This is a genomic window from Ochrobactrum sp. MYb379 (assembly GCF_037479515.1).
Taxonomy (GTDB): domain Bacteria; phylum Pseudomonadota; class Alphaproteobacteria; order Rhizobiales; family Rhizobiaceae; genus Brucella.
This window is the reverse complement of sequence record NZ_JBBGYW010000004.1, coordinates 321,920-342,020: the sequence shown is the minus strand read 5'-3', so window position 1 is coordinate 342,020 and position 20,101 is coordinate 321,920. Positions and strand designations below refer to the sequence as shown.

Here is a 20,101-nt window from a genome sequence, read left to right as displayed (position 1 = left end):
TCACTTCACATCTTCTGGTTTCAAGAGTTTTCCTTCAACAGGGATCACCTTAGAAGGAGGCTGAACTCCAGCGACAAGGTAGTTATAAAGCAACACGCTTGCATCGATAGCCTGCTGATACGGAGCCTGATCAAGAAGACCTACCATCTCGCCTGTCTTCAAGTAGGTAATGTTGTCGGGAGTGTGATCGAAGCCAATCACCCCAAGTTTACCGGTCAAACCAAGGTCCTTGACCGCTTTGGCTGCGCCGAACGGCCCGCCAGCCGTGACGTATACCATTGAAAGTTGAGGGTTCGAAGTGACCATGTTTTGTACGATTGAATAGGCTTCTTCAGCCTTGTCCTTGTTTTCGAACGGCCCAACGATCTTGATGTCAGGCGCATTAGCCTTAATGTAGTCGAGTGCACCATTCATTCGCTCGGTGTGCTGTGTGGCACCGAAGTAGCCAGTAATCACACCTAGCTCACCTTTGCCGCCCATCTTCTCTACAATGAATTCGCCAATCTGCTTTCCTGCGGCAGTTGCATTCTGTCCAATGAATGCGAGGCGTTGCGACGGCTTACTGCCCTCAGCCACGATGTTGAAAACGGGCACGCCCGACTCTGTTGCCTCGTCGATGATGCGGGACGTGCCGTCAAAGATCGGCACTACAACGATACCGTTGTATTCTTTTGCAAGCGCCCCTTCTATGCCCGCGACGACAGCCTCCGCAGAGAGCGTGTTGCCCAGGTCTACGAAATCAACTTTCGCATTATACTTGGAGAGATACTCGTTGGCGGCCTTGGCCCCTTGTGTGACGGGCGTCCAGAAAGGATTGTTCTGAAACGAAAGGAATGCGATCTTGATCGGACCCTTGTTATTTTCGACCGCCGCAACTGATCCACCATTCGGAGCATCCTGAGCATGGGCCGACATTGAGATTGATAGCACTGCAAGTGCCACGCCAGCGGCAGCTTTTATTGATTTCCAGTTCATTACATTCTCCTCCGTTGAACTGTGGAATTAATCGTCGTCGCTACCGCGCTGCAGGCCGTCCAGGCCAACCGCGAGGATGATTACCAGACCCTTAGTCACAACCTGCCAATAGGCCGAGATGCCGAGAAGCACGAATGCGTTGTTTAGGACCGCCATCAGAAGAGCACCGATGATGACGCCAATGATCGAGCCCCGGCCACCGCTAAGGGCTGTCCCTCCAAGAATAACCGCAGCGATGACATCGAGCTCGTAGCCAAGTCCGAGATTAGGGTCGGCGCTCGCAAGGTTACCTGATAGTATCAGCCCTCCCAGGCCGGCTAAGGTTCCGCAGAGCGTGAACACGAACAAGCGTGTGCGCTTCAAGTTGACACCGGCCAGGCGAGCAGCCTTGGGATTATCGCCGATTGCGTAAATTTCGCGGCCGATCACTGTACGCCCGGCAAAGATGTGGACGACAATGGCAAGCAGAATCATAAGAAGCAGTGATATTGGGACACCATACAGCCTTCCAGCGCCGATGAATTCTGCTAAACCTCCGACTTCGACAGGAATCCCGCCGGTCATGAGCAGTGCAATGCCCCTAGCTACAGAAAGTGTACCGAGGGTTGCTATAAACGGGTTAATTCGGAACTTCGTGTAAAGTAGCCCGTTCACCAACCCGCAAAGCAGTCCGGTCAGAATGCCAGAAATCAGGCCGATGCTTTCAACGCCAGTATCACGAGTGACCACGGCGGCAACGACTGCAGATAGGCCGATAACTGCCCCTACCGAAAGATCAATGCCCCGAGCAATGATCACGAGAGCTTGCCCGAGCGCAACGATAGCGACGACTGAAGCCTGTCGTCCTATGTTTAGGAGATTGCGCGGCGCGAGAAAGTAGTCGCTGGCAAAAGCTAGATAGACCGAAACTACGAGCAGCATCAGAAGAACTGATGCCTCGCGGTGCCTTCCAAGCTGTCTGATTAATGCTCCTCCCTGCATGCTATCACCGCCTCCGCAATAATAGTTGCCGCATTTTCTCAAGCGCAAACGGTGCAGCCTTGACGATTAAGCGATCGAGAACCCGGGTCCCAAACAAAATACCCACTGATGCCTCCCACAGTGTCTATAGTGGGCAAACAACTAATCATAAACTTGAGCAGTGTCTAGAGTGAGCGCTAACAAATTATGATGTGGATGATTTATTGACGGTACATAATGATACAAATAAGTAGTTTTAACATTCGTATTTATTGGATAAATTATTGAATTATCGCTTCAATATGTGAGATTTGGCAGGATTCATCAATTCGTCAATAACCGATGACAGTAACCTGTGATCTGGAGAGCCATTATCAAACACCTAGAAACGGTTTCTGATGACCTGGGTGATGATCTAATCTTTCTTAGTGTAGGTTAACCCAGTCGATCGACTTAAATAGTGGGGCAGTAAATTAGTGAAATCGAGCGGTCCGATTGTCGGGATCAGAACCCGTCGCTTTTGTCGAAACTATGCTGCCGGAGCGCTGGCAGGCGTCTGGCCCCCACAAAATGGGCCAGCGTCAACACCAACAGTGGCAAGTCGACCGAGCATGCACTAACAGTAAACACGGATCACCCGATGGGGCAGACCGCCCGGTCGAAGCTCTTGAAATAATCAAGGCGCCAATAAATTTTCTGGCTCAAACGCGACCTTCCACCGGTCAGCAAATGAATAACCCCATCTTGAGATAGGATTACAAAAAACGGCTCGCTCGCCAACGCTTGATTAGATGTGCGTCGATAACTGAGATTTTTTTGTAGCGTACATTTTCACTGAGTATTTGATGTTGTCGCGATTAGCTCCCAATGTGCTTGTAGTGCAAAGGTTTATTTTGTGAAAAATAGCGCTTCAATAAGATTTTTGTTGCAGAAAATCGATTTTTCCAGCAAGCTAAGTGAGCTTTTTGGGAGGAGCTATGACAAAGAATATAATTCTGGTGGATCCGTTACCGCGGACTCTGGACCTTATCATGCGTCCGGAAGTCAGGTCACGACTTGAGGCGCTGGGCGAGCTTGTGATCAGTGAAGACAAGCCGATGGATGTCGATACAATTGAGCGCTACTTGCCGGATACTGTGCTTCTGATAGGACAGACTGCCATGCCCAAAGAGCGGCTTGATCGTGCACCCAAGCTCAAAGGCATCTTCAATGTCGAAACGAATTTTCTGCCCAATATTGATTATCAGGCCTGCGTAGAGCGTGGCATATGGGTGCTGACACCTGCTTCAGCCTTTGCTGGTCCGGTTGCTGAATCAGCTCTCGCGATGGCGCTTGATCTGGCGCGCGGAATTACCATAGCCGACCGGGAAATGCGTGCTGGCATAGAGCAGTATGGTCTTGAGGGCAATGTTGATACCGTACGCTTTATGGGGGCAACGGTTGGGATTATCGGCTTTGGCGATCTTGGACGACAGTTTCGTGATCTCATTCGTCCTTTCCGCAACAAAACACTGGTTTATGATCCGTGGTTGCCGACTGAAATTATCGAGCGCGCAAATTGTACTCCGGCATCCCTTGACCAGGTCGTAAAGGAGAGCCAGTTCATTCTGGTTTTTGCAAGTGTGACCAGCGAAAATCAGGGGCTGATTGGTGCGCGCGAATTTGCAATGATGCAAAAGGGCGCAAAGTTTCTGCTAATGAGCCGGGCTGCGGTTGTGGATTTTCCGGCCATGCTGGAGGCAGTTAAATCGGGACGTATTCAGGCCGCGACCGATGTTTTCCCGGATGAACCTGTAGCATTCGGTGATCCGGTACGTTCTATCGAAGGGCTTCTGCTTTCCGCGCATCGTACGGGCGGAACGCGTGATGCATTTTACGAAATCGGTTCAATGACTGTCGCAGACGCTGAACTGATCATGAAAGGTTTGCCGCCACAATTGTGCCGCCGGGCTGATCCGGCAACGGCTGCGAAACTCCGGTCCAAGCCGGTGACGATATCATAACATAAAAACAAGTCTGCCAATATTTTCACGTTCTATGGAGGATAATGAACATGAAAGCCGGTAAAACTTTATTATTGTCAGCCGTTTTTGCGGTCGGTGCATTCATAAATGCATCTGCCGTGCAGGCAGCTGATTATGCTGTTATTCTGAAAACTCTGTCCAATCCATTCTGGCAATCGATGAAGCAGGGTGTTGAGGACAAAGCCAAGGAGCTGGGCGTCGAGGTGGATATTTTTGCCTCTCCGACCGAAGATGATACGCAGGCGCAGTTGCAGCTTTTCGAGGATGTGTTGAACCGCGATTATAAGGCAATTATGTTTGCCCCTATCTCTCCGGTTAATCTGGTCCAGCCAGCAGCTCAAGCCTATAAAAAGAACATTCCGCTGATCAATATTGATGAAAAGGTCGATCTTGCGGCTCTCAAGCAGGCGGGTGCCAATATTCAGGCTTTCATCACCACCGATAATAAGGCGGTTGGTGCAAATGGTGCTCATTTCATCATCGAAAAGCTTGGTGCTGATGGTGGTGAAGTCGCGATTATAGAAGGTAAGGCTGGCGTTGCATCGGGTGAAGATCGTAAAGCCGGTGCTACTGATGCTTTCAGCAAAGCATCCAATATCAAGCTGGTTGCAAGTCAGCCTGCCGATTGGGATCGCCTGAAGGCGCTTGATGTCGCAGCCAATATTCTGCAGTCCTCACCTAATCTGAAAGCTTTCTATTGTGCCAATGACACAATGGCGCTGGGCGTAGTGCAGGCCGTGCAGAATGCTGGCAAAACGGGAGAGGTGATTGTTGTGGGAACAGATGGTGCGCCGGAAGCGCGCGAATCTGTTCAGGCTGGACGTCTTGATGCGACGGTTGCACAGAACCCTGCCACAATCGGCGCAGATGCATTGGTTGCCGCTGTTGAAGCTGTCAAATCCGGCAAGCTGATTGCGCCGGATGCAGATGCACCTCAGGTCAATATTGAATCTGTGCTGGTGACCAAACAGTAAGAAAAATCGGGTGCGGTTAGAGCTTTTCCAGCAAAACGCGAAAAGTGAAAAGTTCTACCGTATCCTTTTCCTAACTCATCGTTGACCGGGGAGGGTTTCATGCCGAATTCTGGCCACGAATTGCCATATCCTCTTATTGAGATGCGCAATATTGCCAAATCGTTTGGTGGTATTCAGGCGTTGAAGGGCGTTGATCTCGATATTCATCCCGGTGAGGTGCATGTGCTGCTCGGCGAAAACGGCGCTGGCAAATCCACTCTCATGAAGGTTTTGTCGGGTGTGTTCGCGCCGACCAGCGGTGAAATCACCATTGATGGCCAAACACATACGCGTCTTACGCCGGGGCAAGCAGCTCAGTCTGGCATTTCGATTATCTATCAGGAACTCAGTATCATCGACGAGCTGTCAGCACTCGAAAATCTGTTTGTCGGTAATTTGCCGGTTAAACGCAGGCTTCTGTTGACGAGCATCGACTGGAAACTGATGCGTGCGCGTGCGCAAGCCATTCTTGCCCGGCTGAAGATCAATATCAATTTGGATCGTCCGGCTGGTGATCTGCCGATTGCCCATAAACAAATTCTCGAAATTGCCAAAGCTTTGATGGGGAATGTCAGAGTTCTGGTGATGGACGAGCCAACATCCTCACTGACCCGTGTTGAAATTCAGAGCCTTCTGCAACTGGTGAACCAGCTTCGTGAGGAAGGCATGGCGGTACTGTTCATCTCGCACAAGTTCGATGAAGTGCGCCAGATTGGTGACCGCTTTACGGTGCTTAAAGATGGTAGCTCCAATGGCACGGGTATGATCGCAGATTATACAAATGATGAGCTGGTTCAGATGATGGTTGGCCGTGCGCTGATACATAATTACACAAATCCGGCGCTGGATGATGCGTCGCCGGTTGTTCTGAAAGTCAGCAACGTTACTTCCGCCTCCAATGATCGCGTTCGGGACGTGAGTTTTGAAGTGCGTCATGGCGAAGTGTTTGGCTTTGCCGGTCTGATAGGTTCAGGCCGCACGGAACTGATGGAGTGCCTGTTTGGTGCAGATAAACGTGCTTCTGGTAAAATTGAACTCAATGGCCGCGATGTTACGCCCCGGTCCCCGTCTCAGGCTCTGAAAAATGGAATGGCTTTCATTACTGAGAACCGCAGAAAAACGGGTTTCTTTCAGAATTTTTCCATACTTGAAAACATAGTCCTTTCCAAGCGCGTGAAAGATGCTCCTCTGGATGGCATGGGTGCCGTTGTCAGCAAGCGCGATGACCGACGACTTGCCGAGATCGAACGTAAAAAACTCAATGTGAAAAGCTCATCCGTCGATCAGATGGTAACTGAGCTTTCTGGCGGCAACCAACAAAAGGTGATTGTCGCCAAGTGGATGGCGACCGAACCTGACTTGATCATCTTTGACGAGCCGACGCGCGGTATCGATGTCGGTGCCAAAGCGGAAATCTACGCAATCATCCGGCAACTGGCCTTGCAGGGCAAAGCAATCATCGTGGTTTCGTCAGAGCTCGCAGAAGTGCTTGGGGTCTGTGACCGCATTGCAGTTTACCGCGATGGCAGCATCGCGACCATCGTTGATGGGCACAACGCAAATGAAGAAATCCTTTTAAGCCACGCTATCGGTGGAGCAGCATCATGAAAAAGTTTCAGGAGAACTGGGACAGATACGGCACACTGTGCATTCTGGTTGTTATTCTCGTTCTGTTTAGTGTCCTTTCGCCTGAGTACTTTCTGCGTCGGCAGAATCTTGTCCAGATCATGCTGCAAAGCTCGATCACGATCTTGCTAGCGCTGGGCGAGTTTTTCCCGATCCTGATCGCGGGAATTGATCTGTCGGTCGGTTCCATTCTGGCATTGGCGGGTATTGTGACTGGCAAACTGCTGCTTGCAGGTCTTGATCCCTATAGCGCGGCGCTGATCGGTGGTGCTGGCGTTGGCTTGACGCTCGGCGCATTCAATGGCCTTCTGGTCAATTTTACCGGACTACATCCGTTTATTATCACCTTGGGAACAAACGCCATTTTCCGCGGCGTAACGCTGATTATCTCCGGTGCAAGTCCGGTTTTTGGCTTCCCCTACAGCTTCACTGAAACCTTTGCAGGCACGATCTTGTGGGTTCCTGTCCCCGTTATCGTTGCTTTTGGTATGGCCGCAATCCTTTGGTATTTAACGCAGCAGACAAGGCTTGGCCGAAATATCTATGCTATTGGCGGTAATCGTGAAGCTGCGTTTTTCTCCGGTATCAACGTTAAAAAACATACGCTGATCGTATTTATGATTTCCGGTCTTTGTGCGGGTCTTGCGGGTGTATTAAGCACGGCCCGTCTTGGTGCGGCCGAACCCGCAGCCGGTACGGGTTTTGAAACTTTCGCCATTGCGTCCGCGATTATTGGTGGAACCAGTTTCTTTGGTGGCAAGGGCCGTATTCCTTCTGTTGTGATCGGCGGGCTTATCATTGGTACGATCAGCAATGGTCTTAATCTGATGCGGGTGCCGACATTCTATCAATTGGTTGTCATGGGCGGCCTGATCATTGTAGCGGTTACCCTTGATCGTTTGATTGCCACCAGAAAGTAACAGGAGCGATTGCCTGCCAACATGACACGACAATCCCCGCCAAAGGCTAAAAAGCTGGCCCCGCCAAAGACCGCAAAGCCTGTGACTATTCAGGATGTGGCGAAATATGCAGGCGTCGCACCGAGCACTGTTTCCAATGTGCTGACCGGACGTAAATTCGTTCATCAGGATTTGCGAAAAACGGTACTCGAAGCCGTTGCTAAGATGAACTACAAACCGAACTTCGTCGCTTCCAGCCTGCGGCAGGGGCGTACGAATTCCATCGGAATTATTGTGCCGGATATAACCAATCCGTTCTTCTCGGAGTTTGTGCAGCGAGCGGGAACGGTTGCGATGCAGGATGGCATGCAGCTTCTGCTCATGAACAGCAATGAATTGTCAGTCACACAGGCAGATCTCATCGATACGCTGATTGCGCGACAGGTGGATGGCTTGATTATCTTTCTCAGTAATGAGGAAATTGCATCCGGTGGCAATTCGCTAATCCGTTCTGTGCCGACTGTTCTGGTGGATCGTGGTGCCGAACTGCCAGATTTTGATACTGTTGCCATTGATAATAGTGCCGCCACCCATGCTGGCACCGCTCATCTTATTGAAATGGGGCATAAGGATATAACATTTCTCGCAACGCGGGACAGTCTGGTTCATATGAACCAGCGCGTTGAGGGCTACAGAAAAGCGATGACCGAGGCTGGGCTCTCGAACCATGTCAAAGTGATTTATGCCGGTGTAACGATAGAAGAGTGCAGGCATTCTTTAGAGCGACAGGTTTTTAGTCAGAAGCCACCGACAGCCTTGTTTGCATCGGCGTATATTGCAACACTTGGTGCTATCAAGGCCGCAAGACAGGCGGGGCTTGAGATACCCCGCGATATATCGCTGTTAGGCTTTGACGACTCGGACTGGATGACAGTGCTCAAGCCAACTATCAGCACGGTCGCACAGCCGATTGATGCGATGGCGGATAGCGCGTGGCAGCTTCTTATGCAGCGTATCGGGGAGCCTGAGCGACCGCTCTCGCATGTGGCGCATATGACGAATATGCGCGTGCGGGAATCTGTGGCTCAACAAATCTCAAAAACCGGAACAGATTGATCGGGAGAAAATTATGCAGAAAATTCGATTGGCTATGATCGGCGGTGGAGAAGGTGCGCTGATCGGAAACGTGCATCGTATTGCAGCACGGATGGATAATGAGTTTGAACTGGTCGCCGGTGATTTCAGTTCCGATCCTGAGCGCAATTTGCGATCTGCCAATGCATTGGGTGTCTCAAATGATCGGGTTTACGATACGGTAGAAGCGCTGATTGAGGGTGAGAAAGCGCGGCCTGATGGTGCGGAGGCGGTCGCTATCGTTACGCCCAATCATTTGCATTTTGATGCCGTCAAAGCCTGCTTGCAGGCGGGATTTCACGTTATTTGCGATAAGCCTGTGACCTCTGCATTAGAGGATGCCGTCGCGCTTGTTGACACTGTACGAAATGCGCCGGGCATGTTTTTCTTGACACATAATTACACCGGGAACGCCATGGTGCGGCAGATGCGCGACATGGTGCTTTCCGGAGAACTGGGCGAGATACGCTTTGTCAATTGCGAGTATGTTCAGGACTGGCTCAGCGAACCTGTCGAACTGCAGGGGTCCAAGGCCGCTGAATGGCGGACCGATCCTCAGAGGGCGGGTGCAGGTGGGGCAATCGGTGATATTGGAACGCATGCCTATAATCTCGCATCTTACGTAACAGGGCTGACGCCGGATAAGCTTTGCGCTGATCTTACTTCGTTTATCAAAGGACGCAGGCTTGATGATAATGCTTCGATTCTGCTGCGTTATGACAATGGTGCAAAAGGGCAATTCTGGATCAGTCAGGTGGCGATCGGCAACGAAAACCGCTTGAATTGCCGCATATTTGGTACCAAAGGCTCACTTGAGTGGTCGCAGGAAGACCCGAACCGCCTTTGGTATTGCAAATCAGGGCAGCCACGCGCCATGCTGACGCGCGCAGGCGCTGGGGCGACCCACGGCAACACGCAATCAGCGCGTGTCCCTCCCGGTCATCCGGAAGGCTTTATGGAAGCCTTTGGTAACATTTATAAGTCGGCTGCCAATGCAATTCGCAGCCATCAGCAGCGCAAGAGCGATCCAAGCAATATTGCATATCCGACAATCGAAGACGGACTTAACGGACTTTATTTCATCGATGCCTGTATCCGCTCCAACGAAGCGGCAAATGGCTGGGTCGATGTCGAAACCTGTGCGAGGGAGAGCGCATAATGAACAGCTACAGCAACCAGATTGGTGTTCATGCCTTGGTATGGACCGGCGATACATCCAAGGCCTCAATTGAACTGGCTGCAAAGCGCAGCATTGAAACGGGTTATGATCTGCTTGAGCTCTCATTGCATGATCTCGATAATCTTGATGTCGATCATGCCCGTTCGGTTTTAAGCGCTTCTGACCTTTCGATTGTGTGCTCGCGTGGATTAGCATTTGATGCCGATGTTTCAAGCGATGACCTGTCTGTCGTTCGCAAAGGTGCGGAACTTCTTCATCATTCGCTGATTGCCACGCATAGCCTTGGCGGAAAACTTTTGACTGGCGCGCTCTATTCGGCGCTCGGGAAGTATGGAAAGCCCGCAAGTGCAAAAGGGCGTGATAATGCTGTTGCTGTTATCAGAGACCTTGCAAGTGAAGCCAACACGCTTGGCGTTACTTTGGGATTAGAAGTGTGCAACCGCTATGAAACCCATCTCGTTAATACGGCAAGGCAAGCCCTGTCACTGGCCGATGATATCGGGGCGGATAACACGGTAATTCACCTCGATACGTATCACATGAATATTGAGGAAGATAACCTCATTCGTCCATTGCACGAAGTGGGTGAGCGGCTCGGATATATCCATATTGGTGAGAACCATCGCGGCTATCTGGGATCAGGACATATCGACTTCACCGGCTTCTTTCATGCCCTTGCTGACATAAAGTATCACGGACCGATTACGTTTGAATCCTTCTCTTCGGCAGTCATCGCAGAAGGGCTTTCTAACGATCTCGCAATCTGGCGTGATACCTGGTCTGATGGGTTTGAACTTGCAAAGCATGCACGTTCTTTTGTCGATACTCATCTCTCGGTGGCATAACACTTCAGTGGTTGCGGCAAGCTATTCAAAACCGTTGGTTCATCTGAACACGTGACCGGACGCGGTCTTCGCTAATGCGTTTAATCGCAGCTTCTCGAAAGACCGCGCATCGTCACATTCTTGTGGAAAATGGGCAACAAGCAAATTACGCCTCCTGATGTCAGACTGTACCGCTTTCACTCTCCGGCAGACCGACTTCGGTCGTATGGTTTGCAGCATCAAGGTTACAGAGAAATCATGCCATGATAATTCGCATTTTGTAGATGAAAATTTACGGGCTCTCACCGACTTGCCTTTCCCAAGGTCATTGCACGAACGTTAGAAACTGGTCAGTCCAAAATTGGCCCCTTTTTCGACAAGTGGTGAAAAAGGCAACACAGCAAATATAGCAAAATTCACCTTTTACCATATGTTCCAACTACCATTACTCATGCTTTCTTTTTCTGTCAGGTCACGAACATAACGTAACCTACTACAACTCATCATCTGTTGATGATTAATTTATCGGCTATTTCCATGATCGACGGAACGTCATCCCCGGGACATATCCAATGGCGGTTTCACATCTTCACCGAGCGGGCAAATATACGGCGTTCTGGACGTGTGTCCGGACAATGCTTCTTTCGCCTCTTTCAACAGAAGCGGGTCGATAATCGCATTCAATCCAGTGGCAGCCATTGCCTTTGCGGCGTGAACCATCGCTTTGTGTGCAGCCGGTGACTTCCCCTGTGCAACAATCTGCCAGGTATGAAACGGGGTACCAATCGCCACTGTCGGTGCGTGAACCTGAACTGTCGGTACAACCCAACTCACATCGCCAATGTCTGTCGAACCAATAAAGGGTTTGCGATTGGTATTTTGTGGCGTGAGGAAGTTGGCGAGTGGCTCATCCGTTACAGGCATTCCGATCGCCTTATATACCGACGCTATGTCTTTCTCGGAGAACGTCTTGCGAATTTCGCCTGCAAACGCACGGTCCTGATCGTCAAAATCAGGCAATCCCAATTCATCCATCGCGCTGAAAAGCGCATTTTCCAACGGCTTATTGTCGAGAGTATTTGAAACGGCACTAACAATTTTCATCTCGACAGTTGTTTCTGTCATCATGGCAGCACCCTGAGCGATCTTGTGCACACGATGAACAAGATCGTTCATATCCTGCAACTCCATTGCGCGGATTGAATAACGAACGCGCGCATGCGCTTGAACGACATTGGGAGCGATACCACCAGTATCGAGAATTGCGGAATGAACACGCGCGTCCGATGGCATATGCTCGCGCATGTAATTGACACCGACACTCATGAGTTCAAGCCCATCAAGCGCGCTTCGCCCAAGGTGCGGAGCTGCGGCGGCATGTGCTGCGCGTCCTTTGAAGGTAAAATCAGCACGCGTATTTGCCAAAGAAAGCGCAGGAGCGACCTCCCAAAAACTGTATGGATGCCATGAGATTGCAATATCGACATCATCAAAAGCGCCAGCACGCACCATAAAGGTTTTGGCAGCACCGCCTTCTTCAGCCGGACAACCATAATAGCGCACACGGCCCGGAATGCCTTTTTCTGCCAGATAATTCTTCAAAGCAATTGCCGCGAGCATTGCACCAGAGCCGAGCAAATTGTGCCCACAGCCATGGCCATGACCGCCCGCCTCTACTGGCCGATGCTCTGAGACGCCAGCTTCCTGACTAAGCCCGGGCAACGCATCATATTCGCCCAAAAATGCAATAACCGGGCCGCCCTCTCCGGCTTCGCCAATGACCGAAGTCGGAATATCTGCAATGCCCTCAACAACCCGAAAACTCTGATGCAGAAGTTCTGCCTTATGCTCGGCCATCGAGCGAACCTCTGTATAACAGACCTCTGGCATTCCCCATACGCGATCATCAATTCGATGAGACGCTCTTTCTGCTCATCGACTTTTTTCCAGAGATATTCATGATTATTTGCATTCATTGTTTGGTCCGATCTCTATTTCTAAAGCTGGGCTACGTCGTCAAAAACAAGTTCATTCGCCGGTGGAACTCTGCCCTCAAACCAGAATGCGGCGGCGGCACGAGACATAGCTGCGCCGTCATGGCCCAGCCCGACTTCGCCCCTCGCTTCACTTGCGAATAGCGTACTTTATGCAACGGCGAAGAGTGAACTGTTGCCCAACTCACCTTCCGCTATTTTTACCGTTGCAGAAGCAATCGTTGCAACGGTTGCGGAGCAAAGACCCGACATCGTCGAGTCTTTACGAAAAATCCCTCCACCGAATATCATTCGGTGACCGCATAAACTCGTGCTATATCGCAACGAACACCGCTAAGCTTAGCTGCGGATTACCAACCTTCTTGCAGAACCGCTTCCAGTGTATCAGCAAAATAGTCAGCGCTTTTTTTGGTGAGACAAAGCGGGGGCTTGATCTTGAAAATGTTCAGATGATCACCGGTCGGCTGCATAATGATACCAAGTTCCAGCAGTCGGTCACATAGAGCCATTGTTTCTTCGGTCGCCGGTTCCAATGAGGTATGATTGCGGACAAATTCCAGCCCCATATAAAGTCCCATGCCATGAACAGCCCCGAGCAAAGGGTATTGCTGTTTAAGTGCCTCAAGCCGCCGTTTGAGATGATCACCAACATTGCGCGCATTGGCCTGAAGTTGCTCATCTTCCATAATGTCGAGAACCGTGTTTCCGACAACAGATGATACCGGACTGCCACCAGCTGATGAGAAGAAGTAACCTTCCTTTTCAAGCGCATCGGCAATTTCTTTGCGCGTTATCACTGCGCCAAGCGGATGCCCATTGCCCATACCTTTGGCGATCGTAATAACGTCTGGCACGACCTGCTGTTCTTCAAAGCCCCAGAAGTGGTGCCCTGTGCGTCCATAGCCAACCTGCACCTCATCAGCGATGCAAAGGCCACCGCGAGCGCGGATTTCCTGATAGACTTTTTTCAAATAGCCTGATGGCAACGGTATTCCGCCTGCATTTCCATAGATCGGCTCACAGATAAAACCTGCAAGCCCCTCGCCTTTCGCGTCAAGCTCCGAGAGTTTGTCTAGAACAGTTCCGATATATTGTTCGGCAGTCATATTCCCGCGATAGGTATTTGGAGAAACGACTGGATGCACCCATGAAGGGCGTGTTCCAAGTGCATTCGGGTTATCAGCCGTTGAGGTGGAAACAGCATCACTCCCGACCGTCCAGCCATGATAGGCTTCCAGCAGCGAGACAATATCGCGATGACCATTCCACGCCCAAGCCAGTCTCAACGCGAGATCATTGGCCTCAGAACCACTATTGACCAGAAAAACGGTGTCCAGCCCTTCCGGTGCCAGTGCGGCAAGCCGTTCTGAAAAATCGGCCACTTCTGAATAGTGGAAGCGTGAATTGGTATTGAGCTTCAGCCATTGCCTGTTCACATTTTCTGCAAGCCGAGGATGGCCGTGACCTATCGTGGTCACGTTGTTGACCATATCCAGATAGGCACGTCCTTCGGTATCAAACAGATGTTCTTTCCAGCCGCGCTCAATCTGAGGCGGATTTTCGTAATAATGCTTTTGCGTGCCAGCAAGGCTTCGATAACGCCGATCGAGCAAGGATGCGGATGCTTTTGAAGATGTTTCGACGGGCAAACCAAGAAATGCGGCTGGCGATGGACAAACGGCCGACCATGCAGAGGACTGCGATGGCTTTGCGAATTGTGGCAGTTCGTCAGATGCCATTTCTGACTGTTGAACGCTGATGACGCCAAAGCCATTCTGTTCATTACGGACTGTGCCGAGCACATCGCCTGGTGCTACAGAATATGCCAGCCCATCGATGATATCTACACCGCTGATGTGCAGATTGAGTTCACCATTGCGCAGAATAAGCATACCATCCGAGAAATAGGCGCGACCTTCAAACGGCGCAACAACCTCTGTTCCGGCAGGAACGCAAACCGCGATATGCAGAGAAAAGCTTTGCGGCTCGGTGCGGCTGTTAACCTGCGTGCGTGTCAGTCGATACTCACCATATCGCGTCAGGCTACTGCCAGCAGATTGAGCTGCTTTGAGCAAAATCTGCTGTTCAATGCCCCTCGTATTCCAGTTCCCAGTTACAAACTCAGGATTATCAATCGACAAATCGACCTGTCGTGCGGTCGATAGATCTATACTCGCAATAATCGACTTTGCATTGACCTGATGCTTGGCTTCAAAAACAATACCCAGCGCACAGAAAATCGCTTTTTCCATTAACTCAAATGGAACAGAAGTGGCAACATCAAAGATAATCCGCTCATGTGCTGCATTGGCAGCAGCATAGCTGTTATCCGGATCAAGCTTGAGTTGCTGATGCGATGCTGCGAGCAATACGCAAGCGCGCGCCACGATCAGCGGCCAAAGGGCGGTAAGCTCTTCCCTGTTTACCGGACAAACTGCATGAAATGCCTTCACGGCTGGCAAGATTGAGAAAGGATCTTTTTCTCCGTGATGCAGCAAAGAAGCACAGGTCGTCGCAAGTTCTGCAACCAGCCAGCTTTTGGTCATATCCCCGAAATCGATCACGGCATAGGGCAGCACAGATCCTGAGAGCTCCCGCCGACCGACAACATTATCATCAGTGATGTCGTGGTGGATCACCTGAACCCGCAAACCGTCTCTCACGGGATCAAGGCGCCGAGTGACGCGGTCCATTGCCGTGAAAATGGATGCGGCGACTGTGCTCGACGCCTCATCCTTTAACAAGAATGGCACCGCAGTTTCAGCATGCATCAGATCCCAAAGAGAACTCCTCAGCGCTCCAGTATGGGAGAAATCAGACAATGAACGTGCGACATTTCCGGCAAGTGCCCCAAGCGCTTCAATTGCGGAGCCACTCAAATAATTGCGTGTTGTCAGTGTCTCGCCTTCGATAAAACTCAACAGGCGAACATGATAGTTTTCCGAACCAACATGAGCAGCACCAATGAGACTGCCGTCGCTACATGGAATGACTTTCGGGAAAACGAAAACGTGGTCTGAGCTGTCTTCCTGCTTTAAAGCCAGATGCTGCAAGATGGCATTCTGGGCTTCAAGCTCAACGCGCGGGTACTCACTACGGCTGATTTTAAGCACATAGCTTTCGCTGCCGATACTAACTTTAAAATTCCTGTCCTGCTGACTACCAAGCTCGCGCAAATCGCCCTTCAGCCCATAAACTGAACCAAGAAGATCTGCCGCATCCTCAATGGTAAGATTGGGGCGAGACAATTCAGCTTTTGAAAAAAGGGATATTTCAGACATGCGAGTTTCCAATAGAAAATGGTAGGATAGATCAGGAGCTGTGATGCGCTTGATAGCAAGCGCATCACAATTCACTCACGGCTCAACGTGTGTTGTATCGGGCGTAGTAACGCTCAATGCGGGACTGAATGAATTCAAACGAGATGGAGAGCATCCAGTAGATCATCGAGGCCGTGATCAGCATTTCGATATGCCGGAACTCGGTCTGGCCCTGCGTTCTTGCGACATACATCAACTCCCAAACACCGATCACCGAAACAAGCGACGAGTCCTTGAGCATGGCGATGAACTGGTTGCCTGTGGGCGGGATGATAATCCGCATCGCCTGGGGCAGAATGACGAGCCACATTGTCTGCGCCGAGCCAAGACCAAGTGCTGTTGCGCCTTCGGTTTGCCCGCGCGGAATGCTCTCAATACCTGCGCGGAAAATTTCCGTCATATAGGCGCCATAGCACAAAGAAAGAGCGAGAATACCGGCAGGGATAGCGCCAATCACATAGCCAATCTGCGGCAGACCGAGATAGATAATGTAAATCTGCATCAGCAGCGGCAGGCCGCGAAAAAGCGACGTGTAAAACGTCGAAAGCCCGTAAATAACGCCGTTTTTGGATAGCTTCGCAATCGCGCCAATAAGCGCGATGACTGTAGCGATCACGATAGAAATCGCAGAGATATAAAGTGTCGTGACGGTTCCCTGTGTGATCAGGAAGCCAATTTTACGAGCGATAAACGAAAATGACAGATCAAACGAATAAAAGAACAGCATCAAAAGCGTAAACAGCTCAACCCAAACCGCTACAATTTGCTGCTTTCTCGAAAGTTTCTTAAGGAGCTTCCAGTTCACAAAAAGGATCAGCGAAATAGCAAATGCTGAAGCGATCTTCGCTGTTGCTGGATTTTCTTTCACCCAGTCTGCGAGTGGGGGAACCACGGAACCCAGCCAGTGTGCACTGATGCCAATTGAATAAAGCGCCACCATAGTAATTGCGAACAAGACAAGGCCGCCAAGCCTGCGCGCTGTATCGGGATAGTTGAGAATGAATCGTCCAAGCATGAACGGTCTCCTTCAATTCGGTGTGCACCCTGTACCGATCGGCTCAATGGATGTCTTTTTGTTCTGGGGGATTAAAGTTGGCAGTAAGAAGAAAAGAGCTTATCCGGCAGACCGTTCGCGCCACTTATCCTGCGCTTGCAGTTTCCAATAGGTGAGTTGCGCAACCGCAAGACCGGCATAGCCGCCTGCCCAGGGAAGACCAAAAGGCTCGAACAGCTTGTAACGATCCGTTTTGCCAAGGATTGCTTCGGAGACCACCTTGCCGCCAATTGCCGTGGTGTTCAGCCCATGACCACCAAATGCGGTGCAATACCAAACGCCATCCGGCATTTTGCCAATCTGGGGCATCAAATGACGCGCATAAGCCATCAAGCCAGACCATGCGAGTTCGGTCTTGAGTTCAGAAAGCTGCGGATAGGTGCTTGTCATTTCACTGCGCAATTCGCGTACGAGACCTCCCGTAGACGCAGCCCGCGTTGTTATGCGGCCACCCCACAAAATACGTCTTCCGCCTTCAATCAGCCGATAGTAATCGCCAGCCCTGCGGCTATCGCCAATCGCTGCCGGTGTTTTAATCGCTTCGCTGATCAGATCGGGGGCTACTTCAGAAACCATTACATAGGTGGCGATTGGCAAATAGGACCGCTGAAGCTTCTTGTTTAACCCACCCGTATAGCCACCGGTCGTAATCACCAGATTTTTGGCGCGGACGGAACCCCGGCTTGTGCGAACAACTTTTTGAGAACCAGAAACATCCATCGCTTGTGCTGCAGAGTTTTCATAAATCCTGCCGCCAAGAAGTTCGATTCCCGCCGCTAGACCGCGTGCATAGTTTAGTGGATGGATGTGAAACGCTTTAGCATCGCGAACGGCCTGATAATAACGGTCAGACTTCAATACGGATTGAACTTCATCACGCGACATATATTCAAGGTCGTAGTTGAAATCTCTTTTTGTTTCCGCGACCTCCGCCTGTAAAGCTGCTGCATCTTCATAGCGCTGAACACTGATCAACCCATGCTTGGGATCAGCAGAGGTAATGTTCAGATCGCGGATTGTTTGGCCTACAAAATCCATACCCTCGACCGAGAGCATGTGAAGCTTTCGAGCGTTAGTTTCACCAGTCGTTGCTGCGATCTTGTCATGACCCGTTGCATATCCGGGGCTGACAAAGCCGCCATTACGACCGGACGCGCCAAAGCCGACATTTTGCGCCTCAAGAATAATAACAGAATGTCCCTGCTTCGCCAGTTCCAGCGCTGTCGTCAGACCTGCAAGTCCCGCGCCAATGATGAGGGTTTCACACTCCTCATTACCAACGAGCGCGGCACGTTCCTTGGTATCGGCCATGGTTCTGAAATAATGCGTATCAGGATAGGACATTTTGTTACCAGCTTCGTTTTATTTCTTTATTTCCGCCTTCATTTCAAATCCCGACCTGCCCCATACGACAAGGCCGGGATTGAAATTATCGGGAACGGCTACGTTCAGTCTTTGCTGTAATCAGCGCCGTACCACTTGGTCGTCAGCGTTGCGAGCGTGCCATCATCCTTCATCTGTTTGATGATTTCACCGATCTTTGCAGTCCATTCCGGATCGTTCTTTTCAGCGATCACAACAAGCGGCTCACGGAATGCATAGCCACCTTCGAGAATACGAACCGGATAACCATTTTTAATGGCTGTCTCTGCGGTCTGTTCCGGTGCGATAACAGCATTGAGACGCACGCCATCTCCAAGACGAAGATCGTCAAACGGCATCATGGAATCTTCAAATGTGCGGACTTCACCCGGTGTCACTTTGTATTCAAACGCCGGAAGATCAGGCGCATCGATTTCAAGACGACGGTTGATGAAATCTTCCGACGTGGTTCCGGTTTCAACGCCAATAATCTTGCCGTTCAGATCATCCGTAGAATGCGCTGGGCTATCCTTATGAACCACATAGACATATGGGCTGTAGTAATAGATGCCAGCAAAATCGATTGCCTGTGCGCGCGCCTTGGTTGGCGTTACCGAGCCAACGCCCACATCGTAACGTCCCTGCCAATGACCACCGGTCAGCGTTGGCCATTCTGGTGTTTCAAAACGGACTTTGACGCCAAGGCGCTTGCCAATTTCATTGGCTACATCAATGTCAAAACCAACGAGTTCATTGTTGTCATCAAGGAAGCCCTGTGGAGGCCAACCGACATTGGTGGCAACAACCATTTCCTTCTTTTCATTGACGCGGTCGAGTGTTGGACCTGCATGTGCCATTCCTGAAACCAGAAACAGCGATGCTGATGCGAGTGCGAAAAATTTGTTCAAGTTACCCTCCGTTGGTGCGGTTATAGTTTTGATAGATCAATGTAGAATTTGGCTGAGGAACAGTTTGGTGCGTTCATGCTGCGGGTTGTCGAAGAACTCGGCTGGCGCATTTTCTTCGACGATCTGCCCCTGATCCATGAAGATCACGCGGTTTGCAACCTGACGGGCAAAGCCCATTTCGTGCGTCACGCAGATCATGGTCATGCCTTCATCAGCGAGGCTCACCATCGTATCAAGCACTTCCTTGACCATTTCCGGATCAAGTGCCGAAGTCGGCTCATCAAACAGCATGACTTTCGGGCTCATGCAGAGCGCACGTGCAATTGCCACACGCTGCTGCTGGCCGCCTGAAAGCTGGCCTGGATATTTATTAGCCTGTTCTGGAATTTTCACGCGCTTCAGATAATGCATGGCGACTTCTTCCGCCTGCTTCTTTGGCATCTTGCGCACCCAGATCGGGGCCAGCGTGCAGTTTTCCAGAATCGTCAAATGCGGGAACAGGTTGAAGTGTTGGAAAACCATGCCAACTTCGCGACGCACTTCATCGATCTTTTTGAGATCATTGGTGAGTTCGATGCCATCAACAATGATCTGGCCCTCCTGATGTTCTTCCAGACGGTTGACGCAACGGATCATGGTTGATTTGCCTGAACCCGATGGTCCGGCCACAACGATGCGTTCGCCACGCATGACTTTCAGATTGATGTCACGCAGCACATGGAACTCACCATACCACTTGTGCATATTCTTGATCTCGATGGCCACTTCGGTCTTCGAGACTTCCAGTTTTGGCCCATCAATTTGAACTTGGGGAGCGGTATTTGTCAT

14 protein-coding genes and 1 pseudogene are annotated in these 20,101 nt (G+C 50.7%); 7 read left to right on the top strand and 8 right to left on the bottom strand.

Annotation, left to right across the window (positions count from 1 at the left end; genetic code table 11):
• Together WH356_RS11540 and WH356_RS11535 are read right to left on the bottom strand one after the other, a co-directional pair.
• Complete coding sequence (locus WH356_RS11540) at nt 1–975, bottom strand: sugar ABC transporter substrate-binding protein (RefSeq protein ID WP_339510866.1); 975 nt, start codon at nt 973–975, stop codon at nt 1–3.
• A gap of 27 nt (nt 976–1,002) precedes the next feature.
• Nucleotides 1,003–1,956, bottom strand: a complete 954-nt coding sequence (locus WH356_RS11535; protein ID WP_339510864.1) for an ABC transporter permease — start codon at nt 1,954–1,956, stop codon at nt 1,003–1,005.
• A 956-nt stretch (nt 1,957–2,912) separates the two neighbouring features.
• Between WH356_RS11535 and WH356_RS11530 the strand changes: the two genes are divergently transcribed.
• The 7 genes from WH356_RS11530 (at nt 2,913) to WH356_RS11500 (ending at nt 10,656) form a co-directional block, all read left to right on the top strand.
• On the top strand, nt 2,913–3,938 hold the full coding sequence (locus WH356_RS11530) for a hydroxyacid dehydrogenase (protein WP_339510862.1): 1,026 nt from the start codon (nt 2,913–2,915) through the stop codon (nt 3,936–3,938).
• Nucleotides 3,939–3,988: 50 nt separating this feature from the next.
• The gene (gene alsB, locus WH356_RS11525) at nt 3,989–4,933 is read left to right on the top strand and encodes a D-allose transporter substrate-binding protein (protein WP_339510860.1); all 945 of its coding nucleotides are present in this window, start codon (nt 3,989–3,991) and stop codon (nt 4,931–4,933) included.
• Nucleotides 4,934–5,032: 99 nt separating this feature from the next.
• Nucleotides 5,033–6,580: a sugar ABC transporter ATP-binding protein gene (locus tag WH356_RS11520; RefSeq protein WP_339510858.1), complete on the top strand. Its 1,548-nt coding sequence runs from the start codon at nt 5,033–5,035 to the stop codon at nt 6,578–6,580.
• A complete protein-coding gene (gene alsC, locus WH356_RS11515; RefSeq protein WP_339510856.1) occupies nt 6,577–7,518 on the top strand; it encodes a D-allose ABC transporter permease in 942 nt (313 codons plus the stop codon). The genes WH356_RS11520 and alsC overlap by 4 nt, the downstream gene beginning before the upstream one ends.
• A gap of 21 nt (nt 7,519–7,539) precedes the next feature.
• Nucleotides 7,540–8,613 (top strand): LacI family DNA-binding transcriptional regulator, encoded by a 1,074-nt coding sequence (locus WH356_RS11510; RefSeq protein WP_339510855.1) that lies wholly within the window; start codon nt 7,540–7,542, stop codon nt 8,611–8,613.
• Between the two features lie 13 nt (nt 8,614–8,626).
• On the top strand, nt 8,627–9,790 hold the full coding sequence (locus WH356_RS11505; protein ID WP_339510854.1) for a Gfo/Idh/MocA family protein: 1,164 nt from the start codon (nt 8,627–8,629) through the stop codon (nt 9,788–9,790).
• A complete protein-coding gene (locus WH356_RS11500; protein ID WP_339510853.1) occupies nt 9,790–10,656 on the top strand; it encodes a sugar phosphate isomerase/epimerase family protein in 867 nt (288 codons plus the stop codon). The genes WH356_RS11505 and WH356_RS11500 overlap by 1 nt, the downstream gene beginning before the upstream one ends.
• A 531-nt stretch (nt 10,657–11,187) precedes the next feature.
• On the opposite strand, the pseudogene WH356_RS11495 reads toward WH356_RS11500, so the two are convergent.
• The 6 genes and pseudogenes from WH356_RS11495 to WH356_RS11470 form a co-directional block, all read right to left on the bottom strand.
• A pseudogene (locus WH356_RS11495) lies at nt 11,188–12,611 on the bottom strand (M20 family metallopeptidase).
• Nucleotides 12,612–12,979: 368 nt separating this feature from the next.
• A complete protein-coding gene (locus WH356_RS11490) occupies nt 12,980–15,910 on the bottom strand; it encodes an aminotransferase (protein WP_339510852.1) in 2,931 nt (976 codons plus the stop codon).
• A gap of 82 nt (nt 15,911–15,992) precedes the next feature.
• Nucleotides 15,993–16,964 (bottom strand): amino acid ABC transporter permease, encoded by a 972-nt coding sequence (locus WH356_RS11485; protein ID WP_339510851.1) that lies wholly within the window; start codon nt 16,962–16,964, stop codon nt 15,993–15,995.
• 99 nt (nt 16,965–17,063) lie between these two features.
• A complete protein-coding gene (locus WH356_RS11480) occupies nt 17,064–18,347 on the bottom strand; it encodes an NAD(P)/FAD-dependent oxidoreductase (protein ID WP_339510850.1) in 1,284 nt (427 codons plus the stop codon).
• 104 nt (nt 18,348–18,451) lie between these two features.
• The gene (locus WH356_RS11475) at nt 18,452–19,222 is read right to left on the bottom strand and encodes a transporter substrate-binding domain-containing protein (RefSeq protein WP_339511187.1); all 771 of its coding nucleotides are present in this window, start codon (nt 19,220–19,222) and stop codon (nt 18,452–18,454) included.
• Between the two features lie 87 nt (nt 19,223–19,309).
• A complete protein-coding gene (locus tag WH356_RS11470; protein ID WP_339510849.1) occupies nt 19,310–20,101 on the bottom strand; it encodes an amino acid ABC transporter ATP-binding protein in 792 nt (263 codons plus the stop codon).